We start from the raw sequence: 25,861 nt of genomic DNA on the forward strand, positions 1-25,861 counted from the left end.
ATTATTTGAAATTCTCCCAATTCTATATTCGGAAACCTATCGGGCAATTTTACCCATTCATGGTATGCTATTTGTCCCAATTCATTCAATATCATTTGGGCTTTATCAATCCCTTCATTAACTGCAATTTTTCCAAAACGATGTGCTCTATTTTCACAACAAATCGTTATAAAATAAATACCCGCTTTGGAATAATCGTATCCTTTTAGGCGAATAGACTTACGGTGGTGTATATTTTTGCGAATATCCATATTATTTTTTTGTGTTATTGGTCGTTTTTATTGGTTGATCAATTGATTTGTCTTTGCAACCATTAATTTGAAAATCATAGGTCTTATTGTTTGGGTGTGGGTGGGTATCTATTTGGTTTATTTTTTAACATTTAAGGACAGAAACCTGATTCTGGTTTAACAATTTAAAGATAATACTAACCATTTATTTATCATAATTAGGGCATTGTATAAAATAAAAATAATCGATTTTGGAGGATTGTAATTATCGAAAAATTGTTGGAATACTCTTGGTTGTTGTAAATAGGGCAATGATTTACTATGACTTAATTATTCGTATGGATTAGATGATATTTCTAATCATTGTAATAATCAAACCCATTTTGTATTGGGACTTTCCTAATTCAACAACGCACCCATTTTCACTTTCAACATTTTCTTTTCGACATCTGAATGGGTTAGTCCCATCGCTTTTTCAAAATGTTGTTTGGCTTCATTTGAGTTATGTAACCTTGTTTTAATTTCACCAAGTAAACTGTGATACAAATAATAGGATTCTAATTTTTTATGATCAGCCATATTTTGAAGAAATTGCAAGGCTTCATGTGCACCATGTACTTGCATGACGGCGACTGCTCTATTCATTTCTGTAATGGGTGAATAAGCAATAGTGCAAAGCATTTCGTAATAGTTTAGGATCTGTGGCCAATTGGTTTGTTCAAACGTTGGTGCCGTGCAGTGTTCATATGCAATGGCAGCTTCTAAATGATAGGTGCTAATAGTATTTCCGACAGCAGCCTTATTCATGAAATCATTTCCCTCTCTAATCAAATCCCAATTCCATAATTTGCGGTCTTGGTAAGGCAGCAAAATGATTTCACCTTCTGTGGTTAATCTGCTGTCGCTTCTCGCAGAATGAAAACAAATCAATGCCATGAGTGCAAACGTTTCCGGTTGTTGTGTTTGCGGATTATCACATAACAATTGACATAACAATTTAGCTTCATCGATTAGATCTTTCCGAATTAATTCGTCTGAATGTGTTGAGTTATATCCCTCATTGAATAAAAGATAAATGGCATTGATTACAGCATCGGTTCTATTTTTTAATTCATGAGATGAGGGAATTTCCAATTTTATTTTTTGATTGCGGAAAAATGTTTTGGTTCTAAAAAGTCTTTTTGAAATGGTGTCTTCCGATGTCAGAAATGCTTTTGCAATTTCAGCTGTACTAAAACCACATAGCGTTTTAAGTATAAGCGTGATTTGATTTTCTTGTGAAATATCTTGGTGACAACAAGCAAACATCATTCGCAACATATCATCACTGATCATTTCATCTTTCCATAAATGGTCCATGGTGCTCATAAGTGTATATTCCGATTTCAATAAAGCCCGTTCGCTATCGTTAAAATCATATTGCAATGAATGTTTGTTTTTTCTAATGATGTCTATCGCTTTGTTTTTTGCTACTCGAAACAACCATGCAGAAGGATTTTCCGGAATGCCTTTCAGTTTCCAAACTTGTATGGCATCCATAAAAGTTTGTTGAATCACATCTTCGACGGTTTCTAAATTTTCTGTACCGAATATCTTGGTTAAAACAGCAACCATCTTTCCCGATTCATGACGGAAAAGATGGTCTGTTAATGTATTGATGCTATGGGGTGAACTATTCAATTACATTTCTTTAATTTGTCTAATTTCAACGATGCCGCTATCGAAGTCTAAAAGTGGACAACTCATAGCCATTTCAATGGCTGAATCATAATGATCGGCTTTGCACATTAAATAACCACCCACCATTTCCTTTCCTTCCATGAAGGCTCCATCGGTAACTATTTTTTTGCTTCCTGTAATTTTGCGGCCACTATGATCAAGGGGTTGGGCATTCAGTAAACATCCTTTTTCTTGCAAATCACGCATCCACTGCACCCATTTTTGCATGTGTTGTTGTGCCTGTTCATGAGATTGTTGTTCCAACTCCTGAAGGCCTCCTCTAAATAAAAATAGATATTCCTTCATCTTTCTCTAGGTATCAAGATTTTGGGTCTAAAAATTGGTTCGAATTCGGATCGTCATCGATAGCCATGATGGTTCTCACCTCTACCTTGCCACCCATAGCAAGTCCCGGACATGTTTTAGCCATAGAAAGGGCTTCGTCTAGTGAAATGGCTTTTACGATGAGATAGCCACCGATCATTTCTTTGCCTTCCATATAAGGACCATCAGTAATGACATTTCCATGAATTGTTTTTCCTTCGGACAAAAGACGATTAGTACTTGAATAGTTTCCACTTTTTGCAATCCCACTAATCCATTTTTGCCATTGTTGCTTTACGATTTGCATTTGTTCTGGTGAGGGCATTTCGCCATCCATGCGTTCACTTCTGAAAATCATTAAATATTCATTCATCTTTATTTGTTTTTATTAAATGTTGATTAATAGAAAAATTGTTCTGATATGATTTTGCCATCTTTTACGCCAAGAACGCAAATCTCATCCCATACCACACGACCCATACCTTTCAAATCAGCATCAAATTTACATACAAAGCTGAAGTAATTACCCGCAACAATGGGATCTTCAAAAGAACCGCCGTGACGTTTTTCAATGGAAGCTGCAAAATGTCTCCCTTTAGCCATTACAGCATCTTTTCCAATAGCTGGTGGTGTAGGCGAGTGGGCAGGTTCATAACTTGTTACCTCATCTGCAAAAAGCTCTTCCTGTGCTTCGAGAACCTGTCCTTTGCGACAAAATTCCACTAATCTAGTTGCAACCTCTTGGGTTGTTAATGTGCTTGTAGCCATTTTTGTTGTTTTTTAAGCGTTTAATAATTGAATTACACCCTAATGACGAATGAGGGTTTGAAATTGGGACAGGATGTTAAAATATATTTTTAGTCTATAATAACCTAAATGGTGTAACGATATCCACAAAGCTAAATATTGGGAGTTTGAAGGTCAACCAACTGAAATGAAAACTACGCTATAGAATGCATTGGAGTAACTAGATTTTATCCTTTTGTAAGGTAATTATTATTTAATTCGTAACTATTCATGTGCAAGTCCTGTAGGGACGATGAATTTTTTGCGACGGATAAAATCCGTCGTAAAATGGAAATGCATAATGTTTTTGGCAGCATTTTTGCCTGATTTTTGCAAAAATGATGACAAAAACTAACCTTATTCCCGAATTTATTTTACCAATATTTTTTCCGAGGCCATTAATATTCCATTTTTGTTATACATACTAATAATGTATATTCCTCTTGACCAATCGGATACATTTATGACAGCGGAGTCTTTATTATTTTGAATTGTAAAACCATTTTGTTGGATTCCTGCATCGTTGTAAATTTTTATATTGTAATGATTTAAGTCATCTATTCCTTTAATGGTAATATGACTCGATGCAGGATTAGGATAGACGATTAAATTTTTTTTAACCCCGGAAGGAATGGTTTTAGTAAAAGTAACCAAACCATCTTTATCATATTTTATCATAAAACCATCTCTATTATGGTTTCCTTTAGCAGTATCCTGTCTTGTTCCATAAGCTAAACATCCGCCATCAGAAGTACCAATGATACCAGTCATGAAGTAATATGCATCACCACCGAATTCCCTTTTCCATTTTACATTTAAGGTAGAATCTGTTTTGATAATCATATACCAAGAAGGTTCGAATCCATAAGGATACGTCCATACTTTGAAATTCGATGTACCTCCAAAATAGAAGCCTCCTTCCGTATCTGCAATACTTTGAGTTCTAGCTGGAATATCAACGGTGTCTCCGATTCTTCCAAAAGTATAGTTCTCTAAAACATTTAAGTTGGAATCTAATAAGCATATACCTAAATCAACGGTATCCTGATGATCAAAATGATAAACATCCTGGAGTTGTCCTCCGGAATTAATATATTTATTTTTATTAGGCAAAGGTTTAATATCTCCAACTAGATCACCATAATATTGACTAAAATAACTGACAAGAATGGTATCTAAATTAAAGTTAAAAATGTCAATATCACCGCCTCCTTTAACCATAATATTCTGGTTATTTAGAGTCATTTTAATATCCAATGGCGCTGCTTTCAGAATACGACTGAACTTTAACTGTCCATTATTTCTATTAACTTTTACGAGTCTTGGTATTTGGTTTTTGGTATCGAAAATTGGAAAGATATACGTCGTACCACTAGTTGTTAAAATATCATTATATGTAATATCTATTCGTTGATTCAATGGGTAAATTAGTGTCTCTTGAGTTTCAAGATTAATTTCAACAAACTGATTTATGCTTGGGTCTTTGTCCAAAGCCAATATGGTCAAATAATTCTGTTGATTTATTTTTGTAAAAAATTCTGATCTTGAAATGGCAGAATAGACAAAATACTCATCAGATATCCAATGTCCATCTTTAGAAATGCTGCTCATCTTACAGTAAACACTATCCCTGGTCAGATTATAATCACTATTCGTAATTAAGTAATGATTTGGCAACTCAAGTACCGATATAATTCCCCAGCTGTCTTCTGCAGCTGGGGAGTTGTAGATGAAGCTTTGACTAAATATAAATTTAGGTAAAAAGAATACAAATACAATTGTAATATCTAGTAGTTTCATAGGTATGTTCAAATAATATAATTAAATTAAAAATTGTTTGGCTTGAAGCATATCCGCTATATTTTGATCAGGCAATTCAATGTAATACCAATTCAATTGGTTATCTATTTTCCATATTATATCTAAAAACCCTTGAGTACTGGTTAGTTAGTCCAGTTATGTAACTACTAGCCCAAATGTCCAACAGGCGTTAATTCTATATTCATTGAATTGGTATTTTCTTACAAATTTATGGGATGACTCTAAAACAAAAACCTCCTCTATCATAGAAGTTCCTTTTCGGATCACCTAATACCCAAGTATTGTATAATGAATCTTGACTTGATTTCAATATATCTATGTTTCCATCCTTTCCTGAATTCATATCTACTATGACATCATAACCATCATGTTTACATTTTCCTGTAAAATTTTGTTCATTGAAATTTGGTCCAATTGCGCATTTTTGTGATAAAAAATAATTTCCAGTCCTTTTTGGAATAAATTTATATATTAATGAAAAGGTATCATTGAAATATAAATACTTGCAATCTATAACACTATGATCATTAAAACTTACAAGAAATTCATCACAATTTTTATCCAAAATTAAATTAAAATATTTTGAAATTTTAGAATTGTTGTAGCCAATCGTATCTAGATATTGAATAAATGCGTTTGGAAACCAATCTATATTTACCATATCATATTTTCTATCGGTTTTTATTTCATGAACATGACGATCAAACTTAGAAATTAATGTTATTGTATCACCAATATGATAGTCTCTATGATATGGTAATATTTCAGCAGGTACATGAAATCTATCAGGACAATCTTCTGGATCAAAACAACCAGCAAAACTAACAATTGCTAAAATGTTAAAGACCATTACATATAATTCACTTTTTTTCATATCAAATACCATCTAACTATCTAAGTTCTAAAAACCATAGGATCAGTCAGCCTAAGTCTTATCATTTTACTCTTTTAATTTACAATATCAAAGGTATTATACTCATCCCTTTTTGTCAAGACCTTTTAAACGAACGCAGGGAACTTTTAAACCAGCGTAGGGATTTTTCCGATTTTGATATAAATTATAGCTTAGATTTCAGATAAAATGTCATTGATTGATTATCTCGTCTTACAGACAATATCAGCCGACTCGTCCCAGTGATACTGGCCCTCTCGCCCACGACAAGAAAAATTTCGGATTAGTCGTGGATAACTCGTGGAATACACCTGGAATAGTCCTGTACAAAGAGTGCAAGAAAATTCTGAACTACCTAAATTATTTAATCTGGCTTTTAGGAAAGCTTAATTGGGCATGCTCATCCTTATTTGGCATGAACTTCCATGAACGCTCATGAACTCCAATGAACTCCAATGAACTCCCATGAACTCCATATGAACCATCTATCAAGTATAAAGCCAGTAGGCATCAAGTAGTTATCAACCGGGTATTATTTTAATCATTACCCTTAGAATGATATGTATTTTTTAAAGAGTAATCTAAAACTAGATTAAAATTGATCGACTAGTTTTGAACTGATTTGCATGAATGTTGCAATCATCATTCTAACCCCTGGTTAAAAATAAAAGGAAATTACATTTACCAGTTTTGCGGATTTTTTTATTTGAATAAATCAGATGTAAGGTTTATCATCCTTAATTTGCTAATTATTGTTGATAAATAGCTATGGATGGGAACCCAACGAAGTGGAAGGAAAATCTTTGGATTCAGCATTTATTTTATTCCTATGGCTTGGAATTAAAGTATTTACATTATTTTTGTCGTCTCGATATCTAAAATCAAAGAAAGTTTTATAACGATCAATGATTATTTGAACAGACCTAGATAATTGAAATGAATCACCCAGATCAAAAACTTTTTAAACACAATGATATTTAAGCTTTTATTTTTGTAATTTTAAACTTAATAATTATGAATAGAATACTTACTGTTTTTATGTTGACCTTGCCATTTATGATTAACGGGCAAGTAAATAGTCTACTTGACTCAAGTTTTAACAAGATTGGATATAAACTTCTAGACCTTGGAAATGACGATGAAAAAGCTAATTCGTGTTTTTTATCAGCTAAAAACAAAATATATGTATCTGGTGGTTCTAGTACTAGTTCTAGTGATAGAGCCTTCATTACAAGGCTGAATGTTAACGGTTTGGTTGACAGCAGTTTTAATTCTACCGGAACCATCATCAATTCAACATTCTATAGCATCTATGATTCTTATGAAGATGCCAATAACAACATTATTGTTACCGGAGCAAAAAGTTTGTTGAATCAGAATATGGTAATAGCTAGAATTTTAGAAAATGGAACTTATGATAAAACATTTAGTGGTGATGGAATTCAGGAAATTAATTTTAATGATCAGGAAGATGTGGCAAAAAAGGTAAAAGAAGACTCAAAAGGGCGGTATGTGGTGGCTGGTACAACAGGCGATGGTTTTTATACCGATGTTCTCATTTCACGATTAGATCATTCAGGAAATTTAGATAAAAGTTTTAATCAAACAGGATATTTGGTACTCAATTTTGGGCCAAAGGATCGAAGTTATGTTGCTGACTTTCTTATAATCAATAATAATAAAATATTACTTTTAGTTAATCATTATGCTGAAACTTCAACAAGCTATAATATCAATTGTTTTTTAATTAATGAAAATGGTACCATAGATTCAACTTATGGTGTCAATGGAAAACTAATGATTGATATTAATAATCAAACTGATGTGGCTTGTAGTATCATTCAAGCAGATGGTGCATTTTGGATTGGTGGGTATACCACAAAAAGTAATAGAGATCAATTAATCATTGCTAAATTGGATTCGCTCGGACATTTAGATGCTAATTTCGGAAATAAGGGCATCTCAATTAACGCAATAGGATCCTCTAGTATGACACCTACATCAATGAAAATAACATCAGACAAATCATTCCGGTTGTCAGGTAGAATATCAACATCAGGTTACCCGGATGCATGCATAGTTGGAATTTCTAGCAAAGGAACGATAGACTCTAGCTTTGCAGTAAATGGAGTATTTCAATTCAACAGATCAAACAGAACAGATCATTTCAATTCATTCTTCATATACCCCACAGGTCAAATTATTGCTGCCGGATTTTCAGAAGACTCCATTGATGATAAAACGATTATACTTAAATTGAAGAACAAAATTAATGTTGGGATCATAGATCAGTATAAAACCATTTCCCTGACTAAATTTTTTCCAAATCCATTTCAGCATAATGCTACTATAGAAATGAATTTGGATGAATCATTGGAATTTGGTATCAGATTATTTGATGAGTCAGGGAAATACATTTCTGAATTAGTTCCAAATAGAATCTATAACGCGGGTCAAATCGAAGTTCCAATCGAAGTCCCAAACCATTTGAGAAGTGGAAATTATATTTTAGTAATTCAATCGAAAAACAAAATTCTAGCTTCCATTAAAACAAAATTTTTAAATCAATAATTTTTAAATAGAAATTGCTCAGATATTTACATACTTTATTTAGAACTATGATGACCTGTGGATTAATACATTTAACTTCTTAGGAATAAAGAATATAACGTTCTATGAAACAACTATTAGTACTAATCTTTCTTGCAGCAGCTAAGATGGCTAACGGGCAGGCAGCTAAACAATACGACTCTTTAATACTTTTGAACAACAAATATAAAACACCAATTGGTTGCACAGCCAAAACATCATATCAACTTAAATGTGACAACTATACTATCCAGTGGTTTTATATGAGTGACGGAATCATGAAGATGTTACCTGATACCATAGTTTCACAGCTTGAGCGACAAAAGCAAGCTTTTCATAAAGAAATGATTAACCCTTACATACTTGATCAAGTAATGAAAGGCTATAAAATAAGTTATGAATCTGAAGGTAGCATGCAGTATCAGATTATTGCTTATGGGATTGTAAACGAACAACCCATATTGGTGCAACTTTCCCTTGACAATGAACCAAAAAATAATGATGACATTCCAGAATTTGCTAGACAGATTATTAAGTTGACGCATTGAGTTCTTAGAATCTCCATAAGCGGGAACTTTTCTGACCTTTCAAATCTGGATTAATGTGAAGTTCCTTATTTTAGATAAACAGGAATTTAAATGAGTCAATGATTACAAGATCTTTATTAAAATGACCCATCTTTTCAATAGAAAATGACCTACTTTATCAAATGATGATTCTCGATGATGTCTTTCAAAACGAGATCATTCCTAAGTTATCAAATAAATTTTCATCCAATAGCGACTTCCTAAAGGATGCTAATGATCTTCTCTGATAAAAAATCGGACAAGTCTCACTTATCATGCTGTCGCATGATAACTCTCTCCTCAAATGCAAGAGAGAGAATCGTTTATTCTTGTCTTTAATCGTTATCAAATAAATAAACTCGGAATCAATTAAAAAAGCAGTAGCTCACTTAAAAGAAATTTGGGAATATACCTGTATTAATTGGCCAGAAAAGCAAACAGATAAATACTATAGTGAACTAATTGAAAGATCAAATGAATTATTGATCGATTCTTTGACTGGTAAAAATTATGACAATATAATAAAGGATTTAAAAGCAATAAGTAGCAATAAACATATAATATTTTATAGACTTATACAAAATGATATTATTGAAGTAGAGAGCATTTTACATGAGAAAATGGATATTGAAAAACACCTCTATGAATGAAATCATCTAATACAATATTGCTTTAAAAAATAGCTCATTTTTTTATCCTAGGGAGCTTCTAGTTCCTTCTTGGTAACTTGCTTGGTGGCTTGCTTGGTGGTTTGCTTGGTAACTTGGCTTTAGCCAACAAAAAAACACACCAGCATGATCCTATTATCGCAATACACAACATGCAGAGCAATTCGAAATAAACACATAAAAAATAAATTAATTACAATTAGCGTTTAAACACCATCTTGCTTGATCTTGACAAATCATAACCATTGAAATGTAAAACCCGATTAACATCACACCACAATTATGAACAATCTACTAATACCAAAATTCAATACACTCGATAGACGCGTCGCTTATGTTTTGCTACAAATGGTTTTGGTTTTTATAGTATTGACGATGACTCAAGATTTCTTAAGGTCGGACTTAAAAGATACGGCATACTATTTTTCAGAATCATTGATCTTCAGTTCTTTTTGGTGGCTGTTTACACCCTTATTATTTTTGCAATATGTTGTCGTTAACTATAATAAATCAAAACACATTGGATTTCAATTTGCAGTAATCTCACTGCCCATCTTTATTCATCTGTTGGCGTTTCCCCTCTTAGTTTGGATGCTTTCAAAGATGTTTTATTACCATACTTATTCCATTCAACAAACATTAAGATATGCCATATCTGAGTATGTATATCTTTTGGTGTTGTTGTACGCTATCCCTGTGTTAGTATTTCAGTTTTTCACCAATAGAACACATCCTAACGAAACCGTTTCTGAATCTCAAAAGGAAAGTGCCAGTACCCAATACATAAATACGCTCATAGTATCTGAAGGCAATAAAAAGCACCATATTGCTGTTGACGAAATCTTATATTGTTCTGCTAACCCACCGTACATTACGCTTCATCTTGATGGTAAAAAATACCTGCATGCTGAAACGCTGAAATCTATTTCCTTCAGATTGAATCCAAACCAATTTGTTAGGATACACAAATCAACGATTGTAAATATCAATAGGGTAGTAAGTTATACCACCAGACTTAATGGTGATTATGATCTGACATTGAAAAATAATGTGCAACTTCGACTTAGTAGAAATTATGCAACGGATTTCAAAAACCAGTTTAACAAAACCCATCAGCTTACCACAAAATAACCTCAGCTTACAACATATCCGTTAATTTAGTGCTGTCCACAAACGAAATTTGCAAAAAAAAGTGATGGAACCTAAATCTTATATTATTCCTTTAATCATATTGTCTGCTTTATTTACTTGCTGTACTGGACAGCCAAAAACAAACTCCAAAACTGCTTCAGACAAAGTCGACATTGTGGGTGGACCATTTGAAAATGGTGAGTTTATGTATATTGGCATACCTGAACACATCAAGGCTATAGATACCAGTGCAGGATGGCCACAAAAAGGGCAAAAACTTTTAATCACTGGAACCATTTATAAGTTAGATGGAATAACTCCGGCACCGAATGTCATACTTTATTATTATCATACTGATGTGAATGGATTTTATGCTGCCAAGCAAGCATTAGATCCAAGAGTAGTGCGACATGGCTACATTCGTGGTTGGGTAAAATCAGATGCCTATGGAAAATATGCCATCTACACGGTTAGGCCCGCACCCTATCCGAACAGTAAGTTTGAAGCACATGTCCATCCTTCCATAAAAGAACCAAACATAGATAAAGAGTATTACATTGACGAATTTGTTTTTGACGATGATCCATTATTGACAGCAGAAAAGCGAAAAAAACTTCCTAATCGATGCGGCAGTGGTATTTTAAGATCTTATACAAAGGACGACCTGCAAATCGCAGTACACAATATTATTTTGGGTCTTAACATTCCAAACTATCCCGAAACCCTGAAAACAAAATTTCAATCAGGACTTCAAATTGGTGAAGACCAGCCTTCCTTTATCCCATATCATGCCTATGGTCCCGACCAAGGATCCAGAGCCTGTCCTGTGTGTAAATATGGTCGCTATCACGGTATCATTTATTTTGTTGGTCGCCATCCGAATTGGAATGACATTAAAAAATGGTTGAGCTTTTTGGAACAACAAAGTGTAGAAAGAAACAAATACTTGAAAGCCTATTTCGTATATGGCAACGACCTTAACTATACTAAGGACACACGCCAAAAAGACTTAGAACATTTGGGCAGTGAATTATATTTAAAAAAATTGGCCTTGACTTTTGTTCCCTCTTTTTCTGACACAGCAAGCGAAATTTACCTCAATAAGTTGAACCCCAATGTTGAAAATACATTTATTATTTACCGAAATAGAACCATCATTGACAAATATATTAACCTATCACCCACAACAGAAAATTTCAACAAGTTGACGAAGGCATTGGATGCTAATAAAGATTACTATTTTTATTTGGATTAATGTTACCCATTCAGTTCTTAGTCCTGAAGGGATAAAATATATTGCACTCCTAAGGATACTTGGAAACGTACTTAGGAGCCTGCTTGGTATCTTACTTGGTAACTTGCTTGGTAACTTGGCTTTAGCCAACAAATTAAAAGATACATTCAAGGGCCTCAAGTTCCAATCCATTACACGTAGTGAAATTTGTCAAAATCACTATTCATTGGATATAAAAAGAATATTTATTTGAACAATAATAGGAATTAGAATTGGTCGTTATAATTTATGCTTAGCTAACTCATATTGCTCTACCAGTTAAGCGATCTAATATTTTTCATATTAAGTTTCTGGCAATATCTAGCTTTTAGTACAAAACGAACTTTAAACAAAAGGACAAAAATCAAATTAACCCATGAAATTTCGACCACTTTTTTTATGTATTTATTTGCTCACTACGTCCATTGCATTTGGACAAGGTGTGAGCGACATGTTTGAGAAGTTTGCCATTAGGCAAGACAGTTTGTTTATTGTTGCATACGAACAAAGAGACGTAAATACTTACAATAATTTATTGACTGACTTTTTATCAAAATACGACAAATTATCAACGAACGAAAAAAAGAATTTTTCTAGGTATCTTAGTGGAGCGTATTACAATCTAAGTTGTACCCACTCGTTATTGGGCAACAAACAGATGGCCATAGCAAATCTCAAGAAATCCATTGACGCTGGCTATACAAATTATCAACACATTCAAGAGGACTCTGATCTAAATAGCATCCGCAAAGAGAAAGAATTTCTTGATCTCAATAATTATCTTAGGAGCATTGGCGACTATCTGTACATTTTAAAAAAAGCAGATCAATACAATCGTAACGACAACAGATTGTTTCCAAGCTTTACTTATCAATCCAGCGAAAATCAAAATTTAAAGGATTTGCGTAATGCATTGAACCTGGACAGCATTGCTGGGAAAGGTACAGACGTTTTAAAAATACTTAACCTATTGCATTGGATGCACAATTTAATTCCACATGACGGCAATCATAACAACCCGGTTGTCAAAAATGCAATGAGTATGATAGCTGAGTGTAAGCGCGACAACAGAGGATTAAATTGTAGAGGACTTGCTACTGTTTTAAATGAATGCTATTTATCTTTAGGAATAAAATCACGAATAGTTACTTGCCTCCCTAAAGACAGTTTGAAAATCGATAATGATTGTCATGTGATTAATTCCGTTTATTCCGAAACGCTTAAAAAATGGCTTTGGATAGATCCTACCTTCAATGCTTATGTAATGAACGAACATGGAGAATTATTGAGTATTGAAGAAGTGCGTACCCGGATAATCCAAAACCAAACTTTAATCATAAACCCAGATGCCAATTGGAACAATCGGAATCTTCAAACGAAAGAATATTACCTAATGAATTATATGGCAAAGAATCTATACCTATTGGAATGTCCGGTAGTAAGTGAATACAACATGGAGACTGTAGAAAACGGCAGAGTTTTTAATTATATTCAACTACTTCCTTTAGATTATTATAAGCAATCCCCAGACAAGTCGGAGAATAAAGATGAAAAAACAAATACTACCTGGATTAAAATTAAAACCAATAATGATAAACTCTTTTGGCAAATTCCATAATACCTAGAGAACTATAATAAACAAATTAATTAAAAAAAACTATCCTCTGGTAAATCCATGTTATAAGACGGATTATAATGAAAACAATTACAACATTTTTATTTTGCATTATTTTTTTATCTAATCTTTGCGGACAGACCCATAAAAATAATTTGAACATAACATATTTGTCCGGGGACTTTTATGTGTTTACCACGTATCGGGAATTTAAGGGAACACCATTTCCTTCCAATGGTATGTATGTAGTAACTCATGATGGTGTAGTACTCATAGACACACCCTGGGACACCACTCAATTTCAACCCTTACTCGACAGCATTAAAATCAGGCATAATCAAAATGTAGTGATATGTGTTGCTACTCATTCGCACGAAGATCGAACGGGTGGACTTGAGTATTACAAACAAAAGGGAATTAAAACTTATACGAGCCTGCAAACCGATCAAATCAGTAAATCCAGAAATGAAAAACAAGCAGCGTTTTTAATGCTAGAAGATACCGTATTTACTGTGGGTCAATATTCTTTTCAAACCTATTATGCTGGTGCAGGACACACGCCAGACAACATCGTCATCTGGTTTCCAAAAAATAAAATTCTGTATGGTGGATGTTTAGTTAAAAGTACCGAAGCTATTGACCTCGGTAATCTCAATGACGCTGATCCAAAACAGTGGCCTTCGACCATAAAAAAGATTAAGAGAAAATTTGGCAAACCCAATTACGTTATTCCCGGCCATCAGAATTGGACAGATAATACTTCATTAGATCATACCTTGAAATTGTTAAGGCAATATAAAAAGGAAAACCTCCGATAATAAAATCACAATAAAAGCTGATTGAAAAAAAATCTGAATTCACGCACTTTCATTAAATGCTATCATTAAGGTTTTGAAAATTAGAATAAATGCCAAGATTGGTAGCAATGCTTTACTCTTTCATAAACTGACAATCCAGAACATAACCGTCTTTAGTTGTCAATTCCATAAAATACAATCCACTACTGAAAGTAGATATATCGATGGCTTGTTTGACATCTTTAATGGATTGTATTTTTATTAATTTTCCACTGAAGTCATAAATTCGAATAGATTTAGGCTGCTTCCCTTTGATGTCACCAATATAAATATACTTGGATGAAGGGTTTGGTAAAATATCAAAGTCAAGTAAGTTGTCATGGTCTTTTACAAAAAGTGAAAGTCCATTACTCAGCTTCCAGAAATCAGAAAAACGAGGATTGCCACCATTGGATTGAGCGCCTGTTCCGATATAAATATCATTCATTAAAGTAAATCCACCAGCATAACCACGTGGCAAACCTGGAAACGTACCTAAAAGCGTCCATGTATCTGTTAATGGAGCATATTTATAAAACATATTCATGGGATTATGAGTAATACCGGCATACTGATAAAAATAGCCACACAACACATAGCCATCTTTTGACGAGGAATAGGTAGTCGGTGAATTAACACTGGACAAGGGGAAGTTTGCTTTTTGTGTCCAAACATCTTGATTTGGATCATATTCATATAAATCATTTGGGTAAAAAGTAGCATTTGAGTTGTTACCCATTCCTATGTATCCTTTGTCCCCTGCAGTAAATCCAGAAGCGCCATTGCGTTCAATGCCAGGGAAGGATGCTTTAGGTGTCCATGTATTGGCTACCGGGTCAAATGCATAGAAATCATTTAAACTTGTACCATTGGACCCAGTCCCGACATATCCTAATCCATTTAAACTAAATCCTGCCGCATTTTGTCTGCCACCATCTGGCATAGGTGTTTTAATGGTCCACGTTTTGGTTACAGGATCAAATTCATAAACAGCATTTGAGTACCTGCCATTTGATGCTCCCCCTATTACATAACCTTTTGATCCTATAGAAAAACTAACACTAAATGCTGTTCCATTTGCGGGAACATTTGCAAGTTGAGTCCATTGATTAGTTATGGGATCATATTCATACCAATCGCTATAATAAACACTATTAGCATCTGTTCCAAGGCCCATATATCCTTTATTATTTATGGAAAACGATGCAACTCCCCACCTTTTTCCTCCAGGAAAATCTGGCATTTGTAACCAACTCAACTGAGCATTCGAGTTAAAATTAATTAGCATTAATAAGAATAGATAAATTTTAGTTTTCATAGTATTAATTTAAATTTTAATTTATTTTTTAAGCGGTAACTCCTTTTTTATTTAGTTCTGACAATCAACAAAGTTACTTATTAAAAAATGATTTTTATCACATCTGTCAAATTAAATAAAAAAGGACATTGTCGCTTTAAATCTGCGAATGATTACCTTTTTCAGTCTGTTCACTGACGACCGACCAATGATGACTATTTCCTCGATCACCTGATTAACCATTCAAACCCGATCACCATCCACCCCGATTACCCTTCAAACCTGATTACCATTCCACCCCGATTACCCCTCAAACCTGATTACCGATTACCTTTTCCTAAATATTAGAATTACAATTCTTACTTTTGACCAAATTATCGACCCATGCAACTTCAAGATCAGCTTATCCGGGGATACATGTATCAGGAATTAGATCGCCAGCGCCGCGGCGTGGAACTCATCGCTTCTGAGAATTTTGCCAGTCTACAGGTCATTCAATCCATGGGTTCATGGTTAACCAACAAGTATGCTGAAGGTTATCCCGGAAAACGTTATTATGGTGGATGTGAAGTGGTGGATGAAATTGAACAGATTGCCATAGATCGCTTATGCGAGCTCTTTGGGGCGAGTTATGCCAATGTGCAGCCACACTCAGGGGCATCCGCTAATATGGCCGTACAAATCAGCTTATTGAGTCCTGGAGATACCATTATGGGCTTGGATCTGGCGCACGGAGGGCATTTGACCCATGGTTCACCGGTTAATATCAGCGGTAAGTACTTCAAGGTGGTGTCTTATGGAGTCGACGCAGATGGCCGAATCGATATGAATGACGTCGCAGATAAGGCTTTAGCCCATCGACCCAAATTGATTATCTGTGGGGCTTCAGCTTACTCTAGAGATTTTGATTATGCAAGATTTAGAAAAATCGCTGATGAAGTGAATGCCGTGCTTTGGGCTGACATTGCACATCCTGCCGGATTGATCGCTTCCAAACTCCTCAATGATCCTATAAAACATTGTCATATTCTTACTTCCACTACACACAAGACCTTGCGGGGTCCACGAGGGGGAATTATTATGATGGGCCAGGATTTTGATAATCCCATAGGTAAGAAAGATAAAAAAGGAAAATTATTACCCATGTCCTCTTTGCTTCAAAGTGCTGTTTTTCCTGGGACACAGGGAGGTCCTTTAGAACATATTATCGCGAGCAAAGCCATCGCATTTGGTGAGGCATTAAGTCCTGCTTTTAAGACCTATTCCAAACAAGTTATTGATAATGCGCAGGCATTCGCCCATGCACTTCAGGCCTTAAATTACAATTTGGTTTCCGGTGGTACGGACAATCATTTGTTTTTATTGGATTTGCGCAATAAAGATATTACCGGAAAGGAAATGGAACATTTACTCATCAAAGCCGATATCACGACCAATAAAAATATGATCCCCAACGATCCACAACCCCCTATAACTACTTCGGGAATTAGATTGGGTACCGCTGCAATGACCTCCAGAGGATTTAAAGAAAAAGATTTTGTGCAGGTCAGTGAATGGATCAATGAGTTGGTCATACATAGATCGAATGATGTCATGATCGAGTCGATTAAGAAAAAAGTGAATCAGTATATGGAACAATTTCCGCTATATCCTGAAATCGGTGCCTAATACATCCAGCTGTATTGGATATGCTACCTTTTCTAGTGTAAGACCTTCTGCAGGTACACTCCAACTTTTTTGAATCTGTGTTCCCAGTTTCATATCTTCCAGAATTTGGGATTTAGAAATTTTTCCAAGGGCATAATTGAAACACATTCCTACAATTAGTCGAACCATCCCACGCAAAAATCGATTGGCTGAAATATGAAATTCTAATCCATCTTCAGTTTGCATCCATTCTGCTTGATACAACAGACATTGATAGTGTTCTACGCCTGAATTCGTTTTTGTAAATGATTGGTATGAATTCACTGAGAATAATAATTGTGCTGCTTCTTGTAATGCCTCGATGTTCATCTCTCGGATCAAAGGATAATAAAATGTAAAATGCCTATTGAATGGATTTTTAATGGATGTACATCGATAGATGTAGCTTCTTTTATTAGCATCAAAACGCGCATGAAAGTGATCTTCCACTTTGAATAGTTGTTTGACTGCAATATCTGGAGGTAGCACTGCATTTAATTTGGCAACAGTCAGCCGGTCAATGTAATCTTCATTCAATACATCGTGATGTACATAGAATTGGGAGGCATGAACACCGGTATCCGTTCTGCCGCAGCCTAGTAAAGTGACGGGAATATTAAATAGTTCACTCCAGCGCTCTTCCAGAGTTTGTTGAACGGATGTTGCATTGGGTTGTTTTTGCCAACCACAATAAGCCGTACCATCAAAACATATTTCAATAAAAATCCGCATAGTGTTTAAATAAAACTCAATATTCAAAAAAAATAACTACTATCATAATAACAGAAGCGTTTTATTTTTGTCACAATTTTTGCAAAAAAACATGCAAAAATTTCGCCAAAAAAAATAATAATTTACATGACGTGACGGATTTCATCCGTCTACAAATAGGTTGCCCATTCTAGGCAATTAAAAAATAGTTACAAAAAAAAAGTAGGAATTGCTTCCTACTTTAATTTTTAATTTATTTAATGTGTGTGTTTAACCAATAATCGAATTATCTTTTGCAAAACCATGAGCATACATGAGCGCACCACCTACCAATCCAAGGTCTTTTAAAAACATGGTCGTAGCCGTTTGATCATTTGCACTTACTCCTTTTAAGAAAATCATAAACATGGTCAACAATAAAAATATGGCTAGCAATATGGCAGCTAATTTATCATATTTTCCAATAAAAACACTGAGCGCAAAAGCGATTAAACACGCTCCCGTCAGATAAACAATAATGGCACCTCCGAAAGGAGCCATACCTGCCATAGCATCGGCATTCATAAAATGAAAAAGTCCAAATACGAGCATTGGAATCGCAAAAATGTACTTACCTAGTCCTGTAATTGCATTCATAATAAAGTTGTTTTGTTTGTTTGAAAAGAAAAATCACCCTGCAATATAGCACAAAAGTTCTATATATAAATATTTTTGATATGTTTTTTTTACATATGATTTGTAAATGATTTGGATATTAATAACATATTAGACATATTTGGTATGTATAATATATTGAATTTACTCGCGCTTACTAAACAGACGTATTGGAAAGTTCTGAAAGAGCGACATAAGCTAACGATAGGTAGTTAGCCTATTATGTATAACCAAACGTCTTCGAACAACTCTGAAAGAGCGAGGTAAGTTAACAATAGGTAATAACCTATCGAGAATCTCCAAAAACCTAAACAGCCCTGAAAAGGCGTAATAAGCAAACGTTGGGTATCAGCCCATCTTGAATAATCACTCTAATCCTAATAGCCCTGAAAGGGCGTTATAGGTTAACGATGGGTGTTAGTCCATCGGGAAACTCAAAGATTCCAAACAGCCCTGAAAGGGCGTAATAATTAATAGAAATTTATAATCCGATCGTGCTCCCTCAACTTGCCTGACGCTTCATCTGATGTTCTATAAAATCTACATCTATAAGTAGTTTCTTCTGATTAGGGTGCGATGGCAGATCAAACATAGCATCTTTAAGTATCGATTCGCAGATCGTTCTCAATCCACGGGCACCTAACTTACTCTCTAGTGCGATGGAAGCTATTTTATCCAAAGCATCTTTTGTAAATTCTAAATCGATGCCATCGATAGATAACAATTTAGCATATTGTTTTAGAATGGCATTTTTTGGTTTGGTGAGGATATCTACGTAAGCGTCCAGATCCAATTCTTCAAGGTACGCCAGGACCGGAAGACGTCCCAATAATTCAGGTATGATACCGAATTTTTTAAGATCATGGTGGTTGACTTTAGACAACAAATTTACCTTTTGTTCTGTAGACAGGTGGTCTTGTTTAAATCCTATTACATTTGTATTTAATCTGCGTGCAATTATCTTTTCCAAACCATCGAAAGCACCGCCGCAAATAAATAATATATTCTGAGTATTGACTTTTAGAAATTGTTGTTCCGGATGTTTTCGTCCTCCGGCTGGAGGTACATTGATATCAGCGCCTTCCAATATTTTTAATAAAGCTTGTTGCACACCTTCGCCCGATACATCTCTAGTGATGGATGGATTTTCACTCTTTCTGGAAATTTTATCCATCTCGTCGATATAAATAATACCGCGTTCTGCAGATTCAATATCGTAATTACAAGACTGAAGTAATCGGCTCAACATACCTTCTACATCTTCACCTACATAACCAGCTTCCGTAAATGAAGTGGCATCTACAATGGCAAAAGGCACTTCTAAAAACTTAGCTAAGGTCTTTGCCATTAATGTTTTTCCGGAACCCGTAGGGCCGATAAAAAGTACATTGGATTTTTCAATTTCTACTTCATTGATGGAAGTCTCCGATAATCTTTTATAGTGATTATATACAGCTACTGAGAGTGTTTTTTTGGCCTCGTCCTGACCGATAACATAATGATCCAAGAATTCATTGATTTTTCTTGGCGTCATGCTTTTATTGAATGGTGTTTTTTTCTTTTTAGGACTTTTTATTTTACTACCACCTAATTCTTCTTCAACAATTTTATTAGCTTGAAGGGTACAACCTTCGCAGATTGCTACGTCTTCTCCTTGGACCAATACCAAAACTTCCTTGCGGGTGCGTCCACAAAACGAACATGAATCATCCGCTGTTTTATTACTTTTGGACATTCATTGTTGATTTGGTTCGGGTCAATACTTCGTCTACTAAGCCATAAGCTTTTGCTTCTTCCGCACTCATCCAATTGTCACGATCACAATCCGCTTCAATTTTTTCTGCGGTCTGTCCGGTATGTAGGGCCATGATTTCGTACAATTCGTGTTTCATGCTTTTTATCAGGTTATACGAGATTTCCATATCTGTGAATTGTCCCTGCATCCCTCCTGAAGGTTGATGAATCATGACACGGCTATGTTTAAGACAGGTTCTCTTTCCTTTTACCCCTGCGCATAACAGTACGGCACCCATAGAAGCAGCTAAACCGGTACAAATAGTGGCCACATCAGGATTTACGTATTGCATGGTATCATAAATACCCAGGCCATCGATTACCGATCCACCCGGACTATTGAGATACATCTGAATATCACGTCTGGCATCTACAGAATCCAAAAACAATAATTGAGCCTGGATCACATTAGCCACATAATCATTGACAGGAACCCCCATAAAAATGATACGATCCATCATCAATCGTGAAAAGACATCCATCCCAACTATATTCATAGAGCGTTCTTCTATAACTGTTGGCGTAAAACCTGTAATATGCGGTATGGTCGAATTAATATATTTTTCTAAATGCATCGTCGACATTCCTAAATGTTGCTTTGCATATTTTTGAAATTCATTCTTTGGAAACATAATTAAAATTTTTTATCAATTAAATAATGGTTCATTCATGTTTGTGATCATGGTCATCACCTTCATGGTGGTGATGTTCATGCTCATGGTGATCGTGAGCTTCATGGTGATGATGCTCATGATCGTGATTGTGTTCCTGGATTTTTTTGACTAAGTCGCGGAATTCATCCAGACTGATTTCATCTTCGAGGACAATGATGTTGGATTTAAGCCATTCTATGGATTTATCATTGAGTACATTCAGATAATATTCCTGAGCCTTGTCCTTATCCTTACTCAAAGCATTCTGTGCGACCTGTCTCCATGATTCTTCCGGAAAATTTATGCCACCGTACATGGTTTTAAATTGTTTGATGACAGCCTGAATCATATCTTCATATTCTACTTTGATATCATTTTGTTCAACGATATCTTTTCGTACCATTTGCCAGGCTAATCCTTCTTTGAAGTGAATGAGATCATGCGTGAGTGTATGTTCATCTTTTTTTTGCCACTCTTCATAAGATAGCACCAACCATTTTTTTAGAAAAGCATCGGGGAAGGTCAGTGCCATTTCCTGATGCAAGTTTTTGATCAGATCTATCTCGAAAATTTTATTGCATTCACTTTCATAATACAGTTCCAGATTTTCCTTAATGTGAATCCGCATGGATTCTTCGGAATCTACTGTAGTATCTGGTCCAAAAATTTTAGCATATAATTCCTTATTGAATTCAGGTTTTACTTTTCTGGATATTTTTACAATAGTAAAATTAAATTGGTTTTCGAATTCACGATGATCGTCATCCTGTAACTTTAGAAAATATTTACGAACACCTTTAGCATCCATATCATGCTCCACCTGAGTAATATCTCCGTGAAACGAAGCATTCACTTCTTTGCCTATCAATAGATCTTTAAATGCTGGGGTTAATGTAGAATCCACGATTACTGTAAATACAGATTTTACACCATCTTCCTTAACCAGACCATTGGACAACTCCTGAGCTTCTAATTCAACCAAATCTGTTTCGGATACAGGTTCACTTACTTCAGCATTCTCAGCAAATCGCTCTAGGATATAATTGACTTCTTCTTCGATTCGACTTTCTGAAATATTTACTTTATGTCGTTGTACAGTGAGTTTGCCCAAATGTTTTTGTAAATCTACTTTAGGAGCGATGCCAACTTCAAAAACAAACTCCGTTTGATCCAAAGAAGGTTCGCCATCATCCTTTACGGGCAACAGATCGCCTAAGAAATGAACATCAGCATTCTTTTGATAGTCTTCAATGGCGGAATTAATCAATTTATTCAGAACCTCTCCTCTGACAGCTGCCCCGTAAAGGTTTTTGATCATCGATTCGGGTACCGTACCGGGTCTAAAGCCCTTGATATTCGCTTTCTTGCGAAGTGATTTTAATTCCTGACTGATCTGGGGCTCATAATCTTTAGGTTCCAATTTGAGGCGCAAATTAGCATGCTGTGGTGCTATTGAATGAAGGCTTATATCCATAAATTATGATCTTAAGTACATACTAAGGGTTAAGGACTGAAATGGTTCAAGAAAAATGAACCAAAGAGGGAAAAAAAGTGCGGATGGAGGGGGTCGAACCCACACACCTTTCGGCACTAGATCCTAAGTCTAGCGTGTCTGCCAGTTTCACCACATCCGCGGAAACGCCGCAAAGATATGCTATACCCATTAATATTATTACTTTGAACCTTATTTTTAGATATTTTTTTTAACGCGTCATGAGGGTGTTTTCAGAAATTGTACGATTTAGCTTATTATTCAAGCTGTTAGGAAGTAGCGATCAAGCCCGAGATATATTTTAAGCCTTGAGCTTAGGCAAGGGAAGTGTTGATTTAGTCATAATAAAATGTGGTTTTTTTTGAAAATTTCTGACCCTTAAAAAAGGCTGATAAATATTTTAATATTTAAATTAATTATAATATGTAAAAATTGATTTTTAGAACAATTTATAATTTAATATCGTTGATTAATAGGAACTTGGCCTGATTTTGATTAATTTTGTAATATAGTCCATGTTAACATTAGAATCTTTACCGATAACGCCCTTTGCGTGGCCCGAGCCGGATCAATTACTGATTAAGGCTGCCTATAGACGTTTATTGCGGGCTACCAGGGAGACCCCGCCGACGGATGAAGAAAAGAATGAGATCAGATTGGCCTTTGAATTTGCTCTAACAGCCCATGGAAATCAACGAAGAAAATCTGGAGAACCTTATATCACACATCCACTTGAAGTAGCCCGTATCTGTTATGAAGAAATGGGCCTTGGGTATAAGTCGGTGATTGCAGCACTCTTGCATGATGTGGTAGAAGATACGCCGGTTACTCTGGAACAGGTCGACAAACATTTTGGAAATAAAATTGCAAAAATCGTAGATGGGCTCACCAAATTAGATGGTTTATACAATGTCGAAAGTCCCCAGGCTGAAAATTTTAAAAAAGTATTAAGCACCTTGGTTGACGACGTACGGGTGATCCTCATCAAAATGGCGGATCGCTTGCATAATCTCCGTACGATCGATAGCATGCCGAAACACAAGCAACTTAAAATAGCTGCTGAGACTACATATATCTATGCACCTCTGGCTCACCGACTTGGCTTATATAATCTGAAATCAGAATTTCTGGATATATGTGTAAAGATTACTGAACCTGATTTGTATCATGAAATTGTTTCGAGACTTCAGGAAACACAAAAGGATCGTAATAAATTTATCAATGAGTTTATCAAACCGCTCAAGGCTGCCTTAGACCATTTAAATATAGAATATAAAATATTTGGACGTCCAAAATCCATATCATCCATTGCCAATAAAATAAAAACAAAAAAAGTACACTTCGAAGAAATCTTTGATTTGTTTGCTGTACGTGTAGTGGTTGATGTTCCAAAGGAACGTGAAAAATCAGTGTGCTGGCAAGTTTATTCTATAGTTACTGATGTCCATAGACCGATTCCGGAACGATTGCGTGACTGGATTACCACACCTAAGTCCAACGGTTACGAATCCTTACACACCACTGTTATCGGACCACACGGCCGGTATGTAGAGGTCCAGATCAGAAGTCAGCGCATGGATGATATTTCTGAAAATGGATATGCCTCACATTGGAAATACAAGGGGGTCACTAATATTCATGGGATCTATGATCATTGGTTCGACAGTATTCGTGACATGCTGGAAATCAAACACAATGATGCCCTGGAATTCCTGCATGATTTCAAATCCAATTTGTACGGTGAAGAAGTGTATGTGTATACTCCAAAAGGTGAGATGAAGGTATTGCCTAAGGGATCCACAGCGCTTGATTTTGCCTTTAGTATACATACCGATATTGGTATTCGCGCCAGTGCCTTTAAGATCAATAATAAATTGGTTACACTAGGATATGTGTTAGAGAGCGGGGATCAAATTCAGGTCATAACCAATGTCAAACAAAAACCCAATGAAGATTGGCTCAAACTGGTCACCACAGGAAAAGCAAAATCACGAATTCGATCGGCATTGCGGGAAGAACAAAAAGTAATTGCAGATTACGGTAAAGAAATACTTGAGCGAAAATTTAAGAACAACAAATTACTTGTTGATGAAAACATCGACATCTTACATAAAGCACTTCCCTATAAAACAAAATTAGAAATGCTTTGTGCCTTTGGAAAAGAGGAAATAACTTGGGCAGATGTCGTAAAAAAATTCTCCTTTGAAAACGGAAAATTAATCCATTCCAGAACCGAATTCAAAGAAATCATCAAGGAAGATGATCAGAAAAATGATACCATCCCCGATGCATCCGGCAGACTGATGATCAATGGCGAACCCGGAGATACCTACCAATACACCTTCGCTAATTGTTGTAATCCTGTTCAAGGCGATACCGTCTTCGCTTATGTCACGTCCAACAATGGAATGCGAATTCATCGGAGCAATTGTCCCAATGCAGAAAACCTGATGGTCAATTATGGTTATCGCATACTTAAAGCAGAATGGTCCAATAATTTAGGTAGTGCGTTTACAGCTGATCTGATCATCACAGGAATAGATGATGGTCCTGGAGTTATCCAACGGTTGACCCATGATATCTCTGGCAAACTTGGGGTCAATATTAAATCTTTCAGTATAGCCAGTCATGAAGGCACATTCGAAGGCAAGATGAGCCTAGTTGTTTCAAATAAAAATCAAATCAATCTCATCATTCAATCCTTATCTAAACTTCCAGGTGTGACACATGTGCGAAGGTCGGATCATTAATCCAAAATGGTAGTCAACAACTTAATTCCAATCGTTGAAGACTCTGACTTCGATGCAATTGTAATAAAATTTGGTGCCAGAAATATCTGTAAAGTAAACGATTGAATAAAGTATCCCGGTAGAAAATTGCGACGATCATTTCTTATAATGTTGAGTGAAATTGTTTCGAGTTATTTCAATTTTTTTTTCAAAGATCATTGTTGACGTAAACTTTATTTATTCTGTTGATTTTATATTTTAATAGTACCTCTTAGACCCTTTAAAAATACAAAATCTTGATCGTTTTTATTGACCATTTAATATCAATCATGAAATAATTTTGGATACAAAATATTTTTCATTTATACCTCAAATAATAATTAATTCATTCTGAA

At 35.2% G+C, this 25,861-nt stretch carries 21 protein-coding genes and 1 tRNA gene; 9 read left to right on the top strand and 13 right to left on the bottom strand.

The features are described from left to right. Nucleotides 1–629: 629 nt before the first annotated feature. The 6 genes from IPK88_10825 to IPK88_10850 form a co-directional block, all read right to left on the bottom strand. Nucleotides 630–1,910 carry a sigma-70 family RNA polymerase sigma factor gene (locus IPK88_10825; protein MBK8243909.1) on the bottom strand — a complete coding sequence of 427 codons (1,281 nt, stop codon included), beginning with the start codon at nucleotides 1,908–1,910 and terminating at the stop codon, nucleotides 630–632. Then, complete coding sequence (locus tag IPK88_10830) at nucleotides 1,911–2,255, bottom strand: hypothetical protein (protein ID MBK8243910.1); 345 nt, start codon at nucleotides 2,253–2,255, stop codon at nucleotides 1,911–1,913. A 13-nt stretch (nucleotides 2,256–2,268) separates the two neighbouring features. After that, nucleotides 2,269–2,646 carry a transcription initiation protein gene (locus tag IPK88_10835; protein ID MBK8243911.1) on the bottom strand — a complete coding sequence of 126 codons (378 nt, stop codon included), beginning with the start codon at nucleotides 2,644–2,646 and terminating at the stop codon, nucleotides 2,269–2,271. 26 nt (nucleotides 2,647–2,672) lie between these two features. Then, nucleotides 2,673–3,041, bottom strand: a complete 369-nt coding sequence (locus tag IPK88_10840; GenBank protein MBK8243912.1) for a nuclear transport factor 2 family protein — start codon at nucleotides 3,039–3,041, stop codon at nucleotides 2,673–2,675. Between the two features lie 387 nt (nucleotides 3,042–3,428). Then, nucleotides 3,429–4,859, bottom strand: a complete 1,431-nt coding sequence (locus tag IPK88_10845; protein MBK8243913.1) for a T9SS type A sorting domain-containing protein — start codon at nucleotides 4,857–4,859, stop codon at nucleotides 3,429–3,431. Nucleotides 4,860–5,088: 229 nt separating this feature from the next. Then, nucleotides 5,089–5,754 (bottom strand): hypothetical protein, encoded by a 666-nt coding sequence (locus IPK88_10850; GenBank protein MBK8243914.1) that lies wholly within the window; start codon nucleotides 5,752–5,754, stop codon nucleotides 5,089–5,091. 1,032 nt (nucleotides 5,755–6,786) lie between these two features. On the opposite strand from IPK88_10850, the gene IPK88_10855 reads away from it, so the two are divergent. From IPK88_10855 to bla, 7 genes are all read left to right on the top strand, one after another. Beyond that, nucleotides 6,787–8,343 (top strand): hypothetical protein, encoded by a 1,557-nt coding sequence (locus IPK88_10855; GenBank protein MBK8243915.1) that lies wholly within the window; start codon nucleotides 6,787–6,789, stop codon nucleotides 8,341–8,343. Between the two features lie 104 nt (nucleotides 8,344–8,447). Then, nucleotides 8,448–8,909 (top strand): hypothetical protein, encoded by a 462-nt coding sequence (locus tag IPK88_10860; GenBank protein MBK8243916.1) that lies wholly within the window; start codon nucleotides 8,448–8,450, stop codon nucleotides 8,907–8,909. A gap of 371 nt (nucleotides 8,910–9,280) precedes the next feature. Then, entirely contained in the window at nucleotides 9,281–9,577 is a 297-nt protein-coding gene (locus IPK88_10865; protein ID MBK8243917.1) for a type II toxin-antitoxin system RelE/ParE family toxin, read from the top strand. A gap of 300 nt (nucleotides 9,578–9,877) precedes the next feature. Continuing rightward, nucleotides 9,878–10,726, top strand: coding sequence for a LytTR family transcriptional regulator (locus IPK88_10870; GenBank protein ID MBK8243918.1), 849 nt, complete (start codon nucleotides 9,878–9,880; stop codon nucleotides 10,724–10,726). 64 nt (nucleotides 10,727–10,790) lie between these two features. Then, nucleotides 10,791–11,981 carry an intradiol ring-cleavage dioxygenase gene (locus IPK88_10875; protein ID MBK8243919.1) on the top strand — a complete coding sequence of 397 codons (1,191 nt, stop codon included), beginning with the start codon at nucleotides 10,791–10,793 and terminating at the stop codon, nucleotides 11,979–11,981. Nucleotides 11,982–12,375: 394 nt separating this feature from the next. Continuing rightward, the gene (locus IPK88_10880; protein ID MBK8243920.1) at nucleotides 12,376–13,617 is read left to right on the top strand and encodes a transglutaminase domain-containing protein; all 1,242 of its coding nucleotides are present in this window, start codon (nucleotides 12,376–12,378) and stop codon (nucleotides 13,615–13,617) included. Nucleotides 13,618–13,694: 77 nt separating this feature from the next. Further along, on the top strand, nucleotides 13,695–14,432 hold the full coding sequence (gene bla / locus IPK88_10885; GenBank protein MBK8243921.1) for a BlaB/IND/MUS family subclass B1 metallo-beta-lactamase: 738 nt from the start codon (nucleotides 13,695–13,697) through the stop codon (nucleotides 14,430–14,432). Nucleotides 14,433–14,544: 112 nt separating this feature from the next. Here the strand turns inward: bla and IPK88_10890 are convergent, their stop codons facing one another. Beyond that, entirely contained in the window at nucleotides 14,545–15,768 is a 1,224-nt protein-coding gene (locus tag IPK88_10890; protein MBK8243922.1) for a T9SS type A sorting domain-containing protein, read from the bottom strand. Between the two features lie 363 nt (nucleotides 15,769–16,131). On the opposite strand from IPK88_10890, the gene IPK88_10895 reads away from it, so the two are divergent. Beyond that, on the top strand, nucleotides 16,132–17,415 hold the full coding sequence (locus tag IPK88_10895; GenBank protein MBK8243923.1) for a serine hydroxymethyltransferase: 1,284 nt from the start codon (nucleotides 16,132–16,134) through the stop codon (nucleotides 17,413–17,415). Here the strand turns inward: IPK88_10895 and truA are convergent. The 6 genes from truA to IPK88_10925 all read right to left on the bottom strand — a co-directional run bounded on the left by truA (nucleotide 17,392) and on the right by IPK88_10925 (nucleotide 22,879). Continuing rightward, a complete protein-coding gene (gene truA, locus IPK88_10900; GenBank protein ID MBK8243924.1) occupies nucleotides 17,392–18,165 on the bottom strand; it encodes a tRNA pseudouridine(38-40) synthase TruA in 774 nt (257 codons plus the stop codon). The two genes, IPK88_10895 and truA, sit on opposite strands and share 24 nt — an antisense overlap. A gap of 249 nt (nucleotides 18,166–18,414) precedes the next feature. Further along, the gene (locus IPK88_10905) at nucleotides 18,415–18,771 is read right to left on the bottom strand and encodes a DoxX family protein (GenBank protein ID MBK8243925.1); all 357 of its coding nucleotides are present in this window, start codon (nucleotides 18,769–18,771) and stop codon (nucleotides 18,415–18,417) included. A gap of 529 nt (nucleotides 18,772–19,300) precedes the next feature. Further along, on the bottom strand, nucleotides 19,301–20,533 hold the full coding sequence (clpX, locus tag IPK88_10910; protein ID MBK8243926.1) for an ATP-dependent Clp protease ATP-binding subunit ClpX: 1,233 nt from the start codon (nucleotides 20,531–20,533) through the stop codon (nucleotides 19,301–19,303). Further along, a complete protein-coding gene (locus IPK88_10915) occupies nucleotides 20,520–21,224 on the bottom strand; it encodes an ATP-dependent Clp protease proteolytic subunit (GenBank protein MBK8243927.1) in 705 nt (234 codons plus the stop codon). The genes clpX and IPK88_10915 overlap by 14 nt, the downstream gene beginning before the upstream one ends. A gap of 31 nt (nucleotides 21,225–21,255) precedes the next feature. Beyond that, the gene (locus tag IPK88_10920; GenBank protein MBK8243928.1) at nucleotides 21,256–22,719 is read right to left on the bottom strand and encodes a hypothetical protein; all 1,464 of its coding nucleotides are present in this window, start codon (nucleotides 22,717–22,719) and stop codon (nucleotides 21,256–21,258) included. A 78-nt stretch (nucleotides 22,720–22,797) separates the two neighbouring features. Then, a tRNA-Leu gene (locus tag IPK88_10925) sits at nucleotides 22,798–22,879 on the bottom strand. Between the two features lie 373 nt (nucleotides 22,880–23,252). On the opposite strand from IPK88_10925, the gene IPK88_10930 reads away from it, so the two are divergent. Beyond that, nucleotides 23,253–25,487: a bifunctional (p)ppGpp synthetase/guanosine-3',5'-bis(diphosphate) 3'-pyrophosphohydrolase gene (locus IPK88_10930; GenBank protein MBK8243929.1), complete on the top strand. Its 2,235-nt coding sequence runs from the start codon at nucleotides 23,253–23,255 to the stop codon at nucleotides 25,485–25,487. The last annotated feature ends 374 nt before the right edge of the window (nucleotides 25,488–25,861 follow it).

Source organism: Candidatus Defluviibacterium haderslevense, assembly GCA_016712225.1.
Lineage (GTDB): Bacteria > Bacteroidota > Bacteroidia > Chitinophagales > Saprospiraceae > Vicinibacter > Vicinibacter haderslevensis.

Excerpts from the sequence above, each read along its gene's own strand:
- truA (MBK8243924.1), bottom strand. The coding sequence starts at position 18,165 with ATGCGGATTTTTATTGAAATATGTTTTGATGGTACGGCTTATTGTGGT.
- IPK88_10880 (MBK8243920.1), top strand. The coding sequence starts at position 12,376 with ATGAAATTTCGACCACTTTTTTTATGTATTTATTTGCTCACTACGTCC.
- IPK88_10860 (MBK8243916.1), top strand. The coding sequence starts at position 8,448 with ATGAAACAACTATTAGTACTAATCTTTCTTGCAGCAGCTAAGATGGCT.
- IPK88_10830 (MBK8243910.1), bottom strand. The coding sequence starts at position 2,255 with ATGAAGGAATATCTATTTTTATTTAGAGGAGGCCTTCAGGAGTTGGAA.
- IPK88_10875 (MBK8243919.1), top strand. The coding sequence starts at position 10,791 with ATGGAACCTAAATCTTATATTATTCCTTTAATCATATTGTCTGCTTTA.
- IPK88_10920 (MBK8243928.1), bottom strand. The coding sequence starts at position 22,719 with ATGGATATAAGCCTTCATTCAATAGCACCACAGCATGCTAATTTGCGC.
- clpX (MBK8243926.1), bottom strand. The coding sequence starts at position 20,533 with ATGTCCAAAAGTAATAAAACAGCGGATGATTCATGTTCGTTTTGTGGA.
- IPK88_10850 (MBK8243914.1), bottom strand. The coding sequence starts at position 5,754 with ATGAAAAAAAGTGAATTATATGTAATGGTCTTTAACATTTTAGCAATT.
- IPK88_10930 (MBK8243929.1), top strand. The coding sequence starts at position 23,253 with ATGTTAACATTAGAATCTTTACCGATAACGCCCTTTGCGTGGCCCGAG.
- IPK88_10895 (MBK8243923.1), top strand. The coding sequence starts at position 16,132 with ATGCAACTTCAAGATCAGCTTATCCGGGGATACATGTATCAGGAATTA.
- IPK88_10835 (MBK8243911.1), bottom strand. The coding sequence starts at position 2,646 with ATGAATGAATATTTAATGATTTTCAGAAGTGAACGCATGGATGGCGAA.
- IPK88_10855 (MBK8243915.1), top strand. The coding sequence starts at position 6,787 with ATGAATAGAATACTTACTGTTTTTATGTTGACCTTGCCATTTATGATT.
- IPK88_10915 (MBK8243927.1), bottom strand. The coding sequence starts at position 21,224 with ATGTTTCCAAAGAATGAATTTCAAAAATATGCAAAGCAACATTTAGGA.
- IPK88_10845 (MBK8243913.1), bottom strand. The coding sequence starts at position 4,859 with ATGAAACTACTAGATATTACAATTGTATTTGTATTCTTTTTACCTAAA.
- IPK88_10870 (MBK8243918.1), top strand. The coding sequence starts at position 9,878 with ATGAACAATCTACTAATACCAAAATTCAATACACTCGATAGACGCGTC.
- bla (MBK8243921.1), top strand. The coding sequence starts at position 13,695 with ATGAAAACAATTACAACATTTTTATTTTGCATTATTTTTTTATCTAAT.
- IPK88_10890 (MBK8243922.1), bottom strand. The coding sequence starts at position 15,768 with ATGAAAACTAAAATTTATCTATTCTTATTAATGCTAATTAATTTTAAC.
- IPK88_10840 (MBK8243912.1), bottom strand. The coding sequence starts at position 3,041 with ATGGCTACAAGCACATTAACAACCCAAGAGGTTGCAACTAGATTAGTG.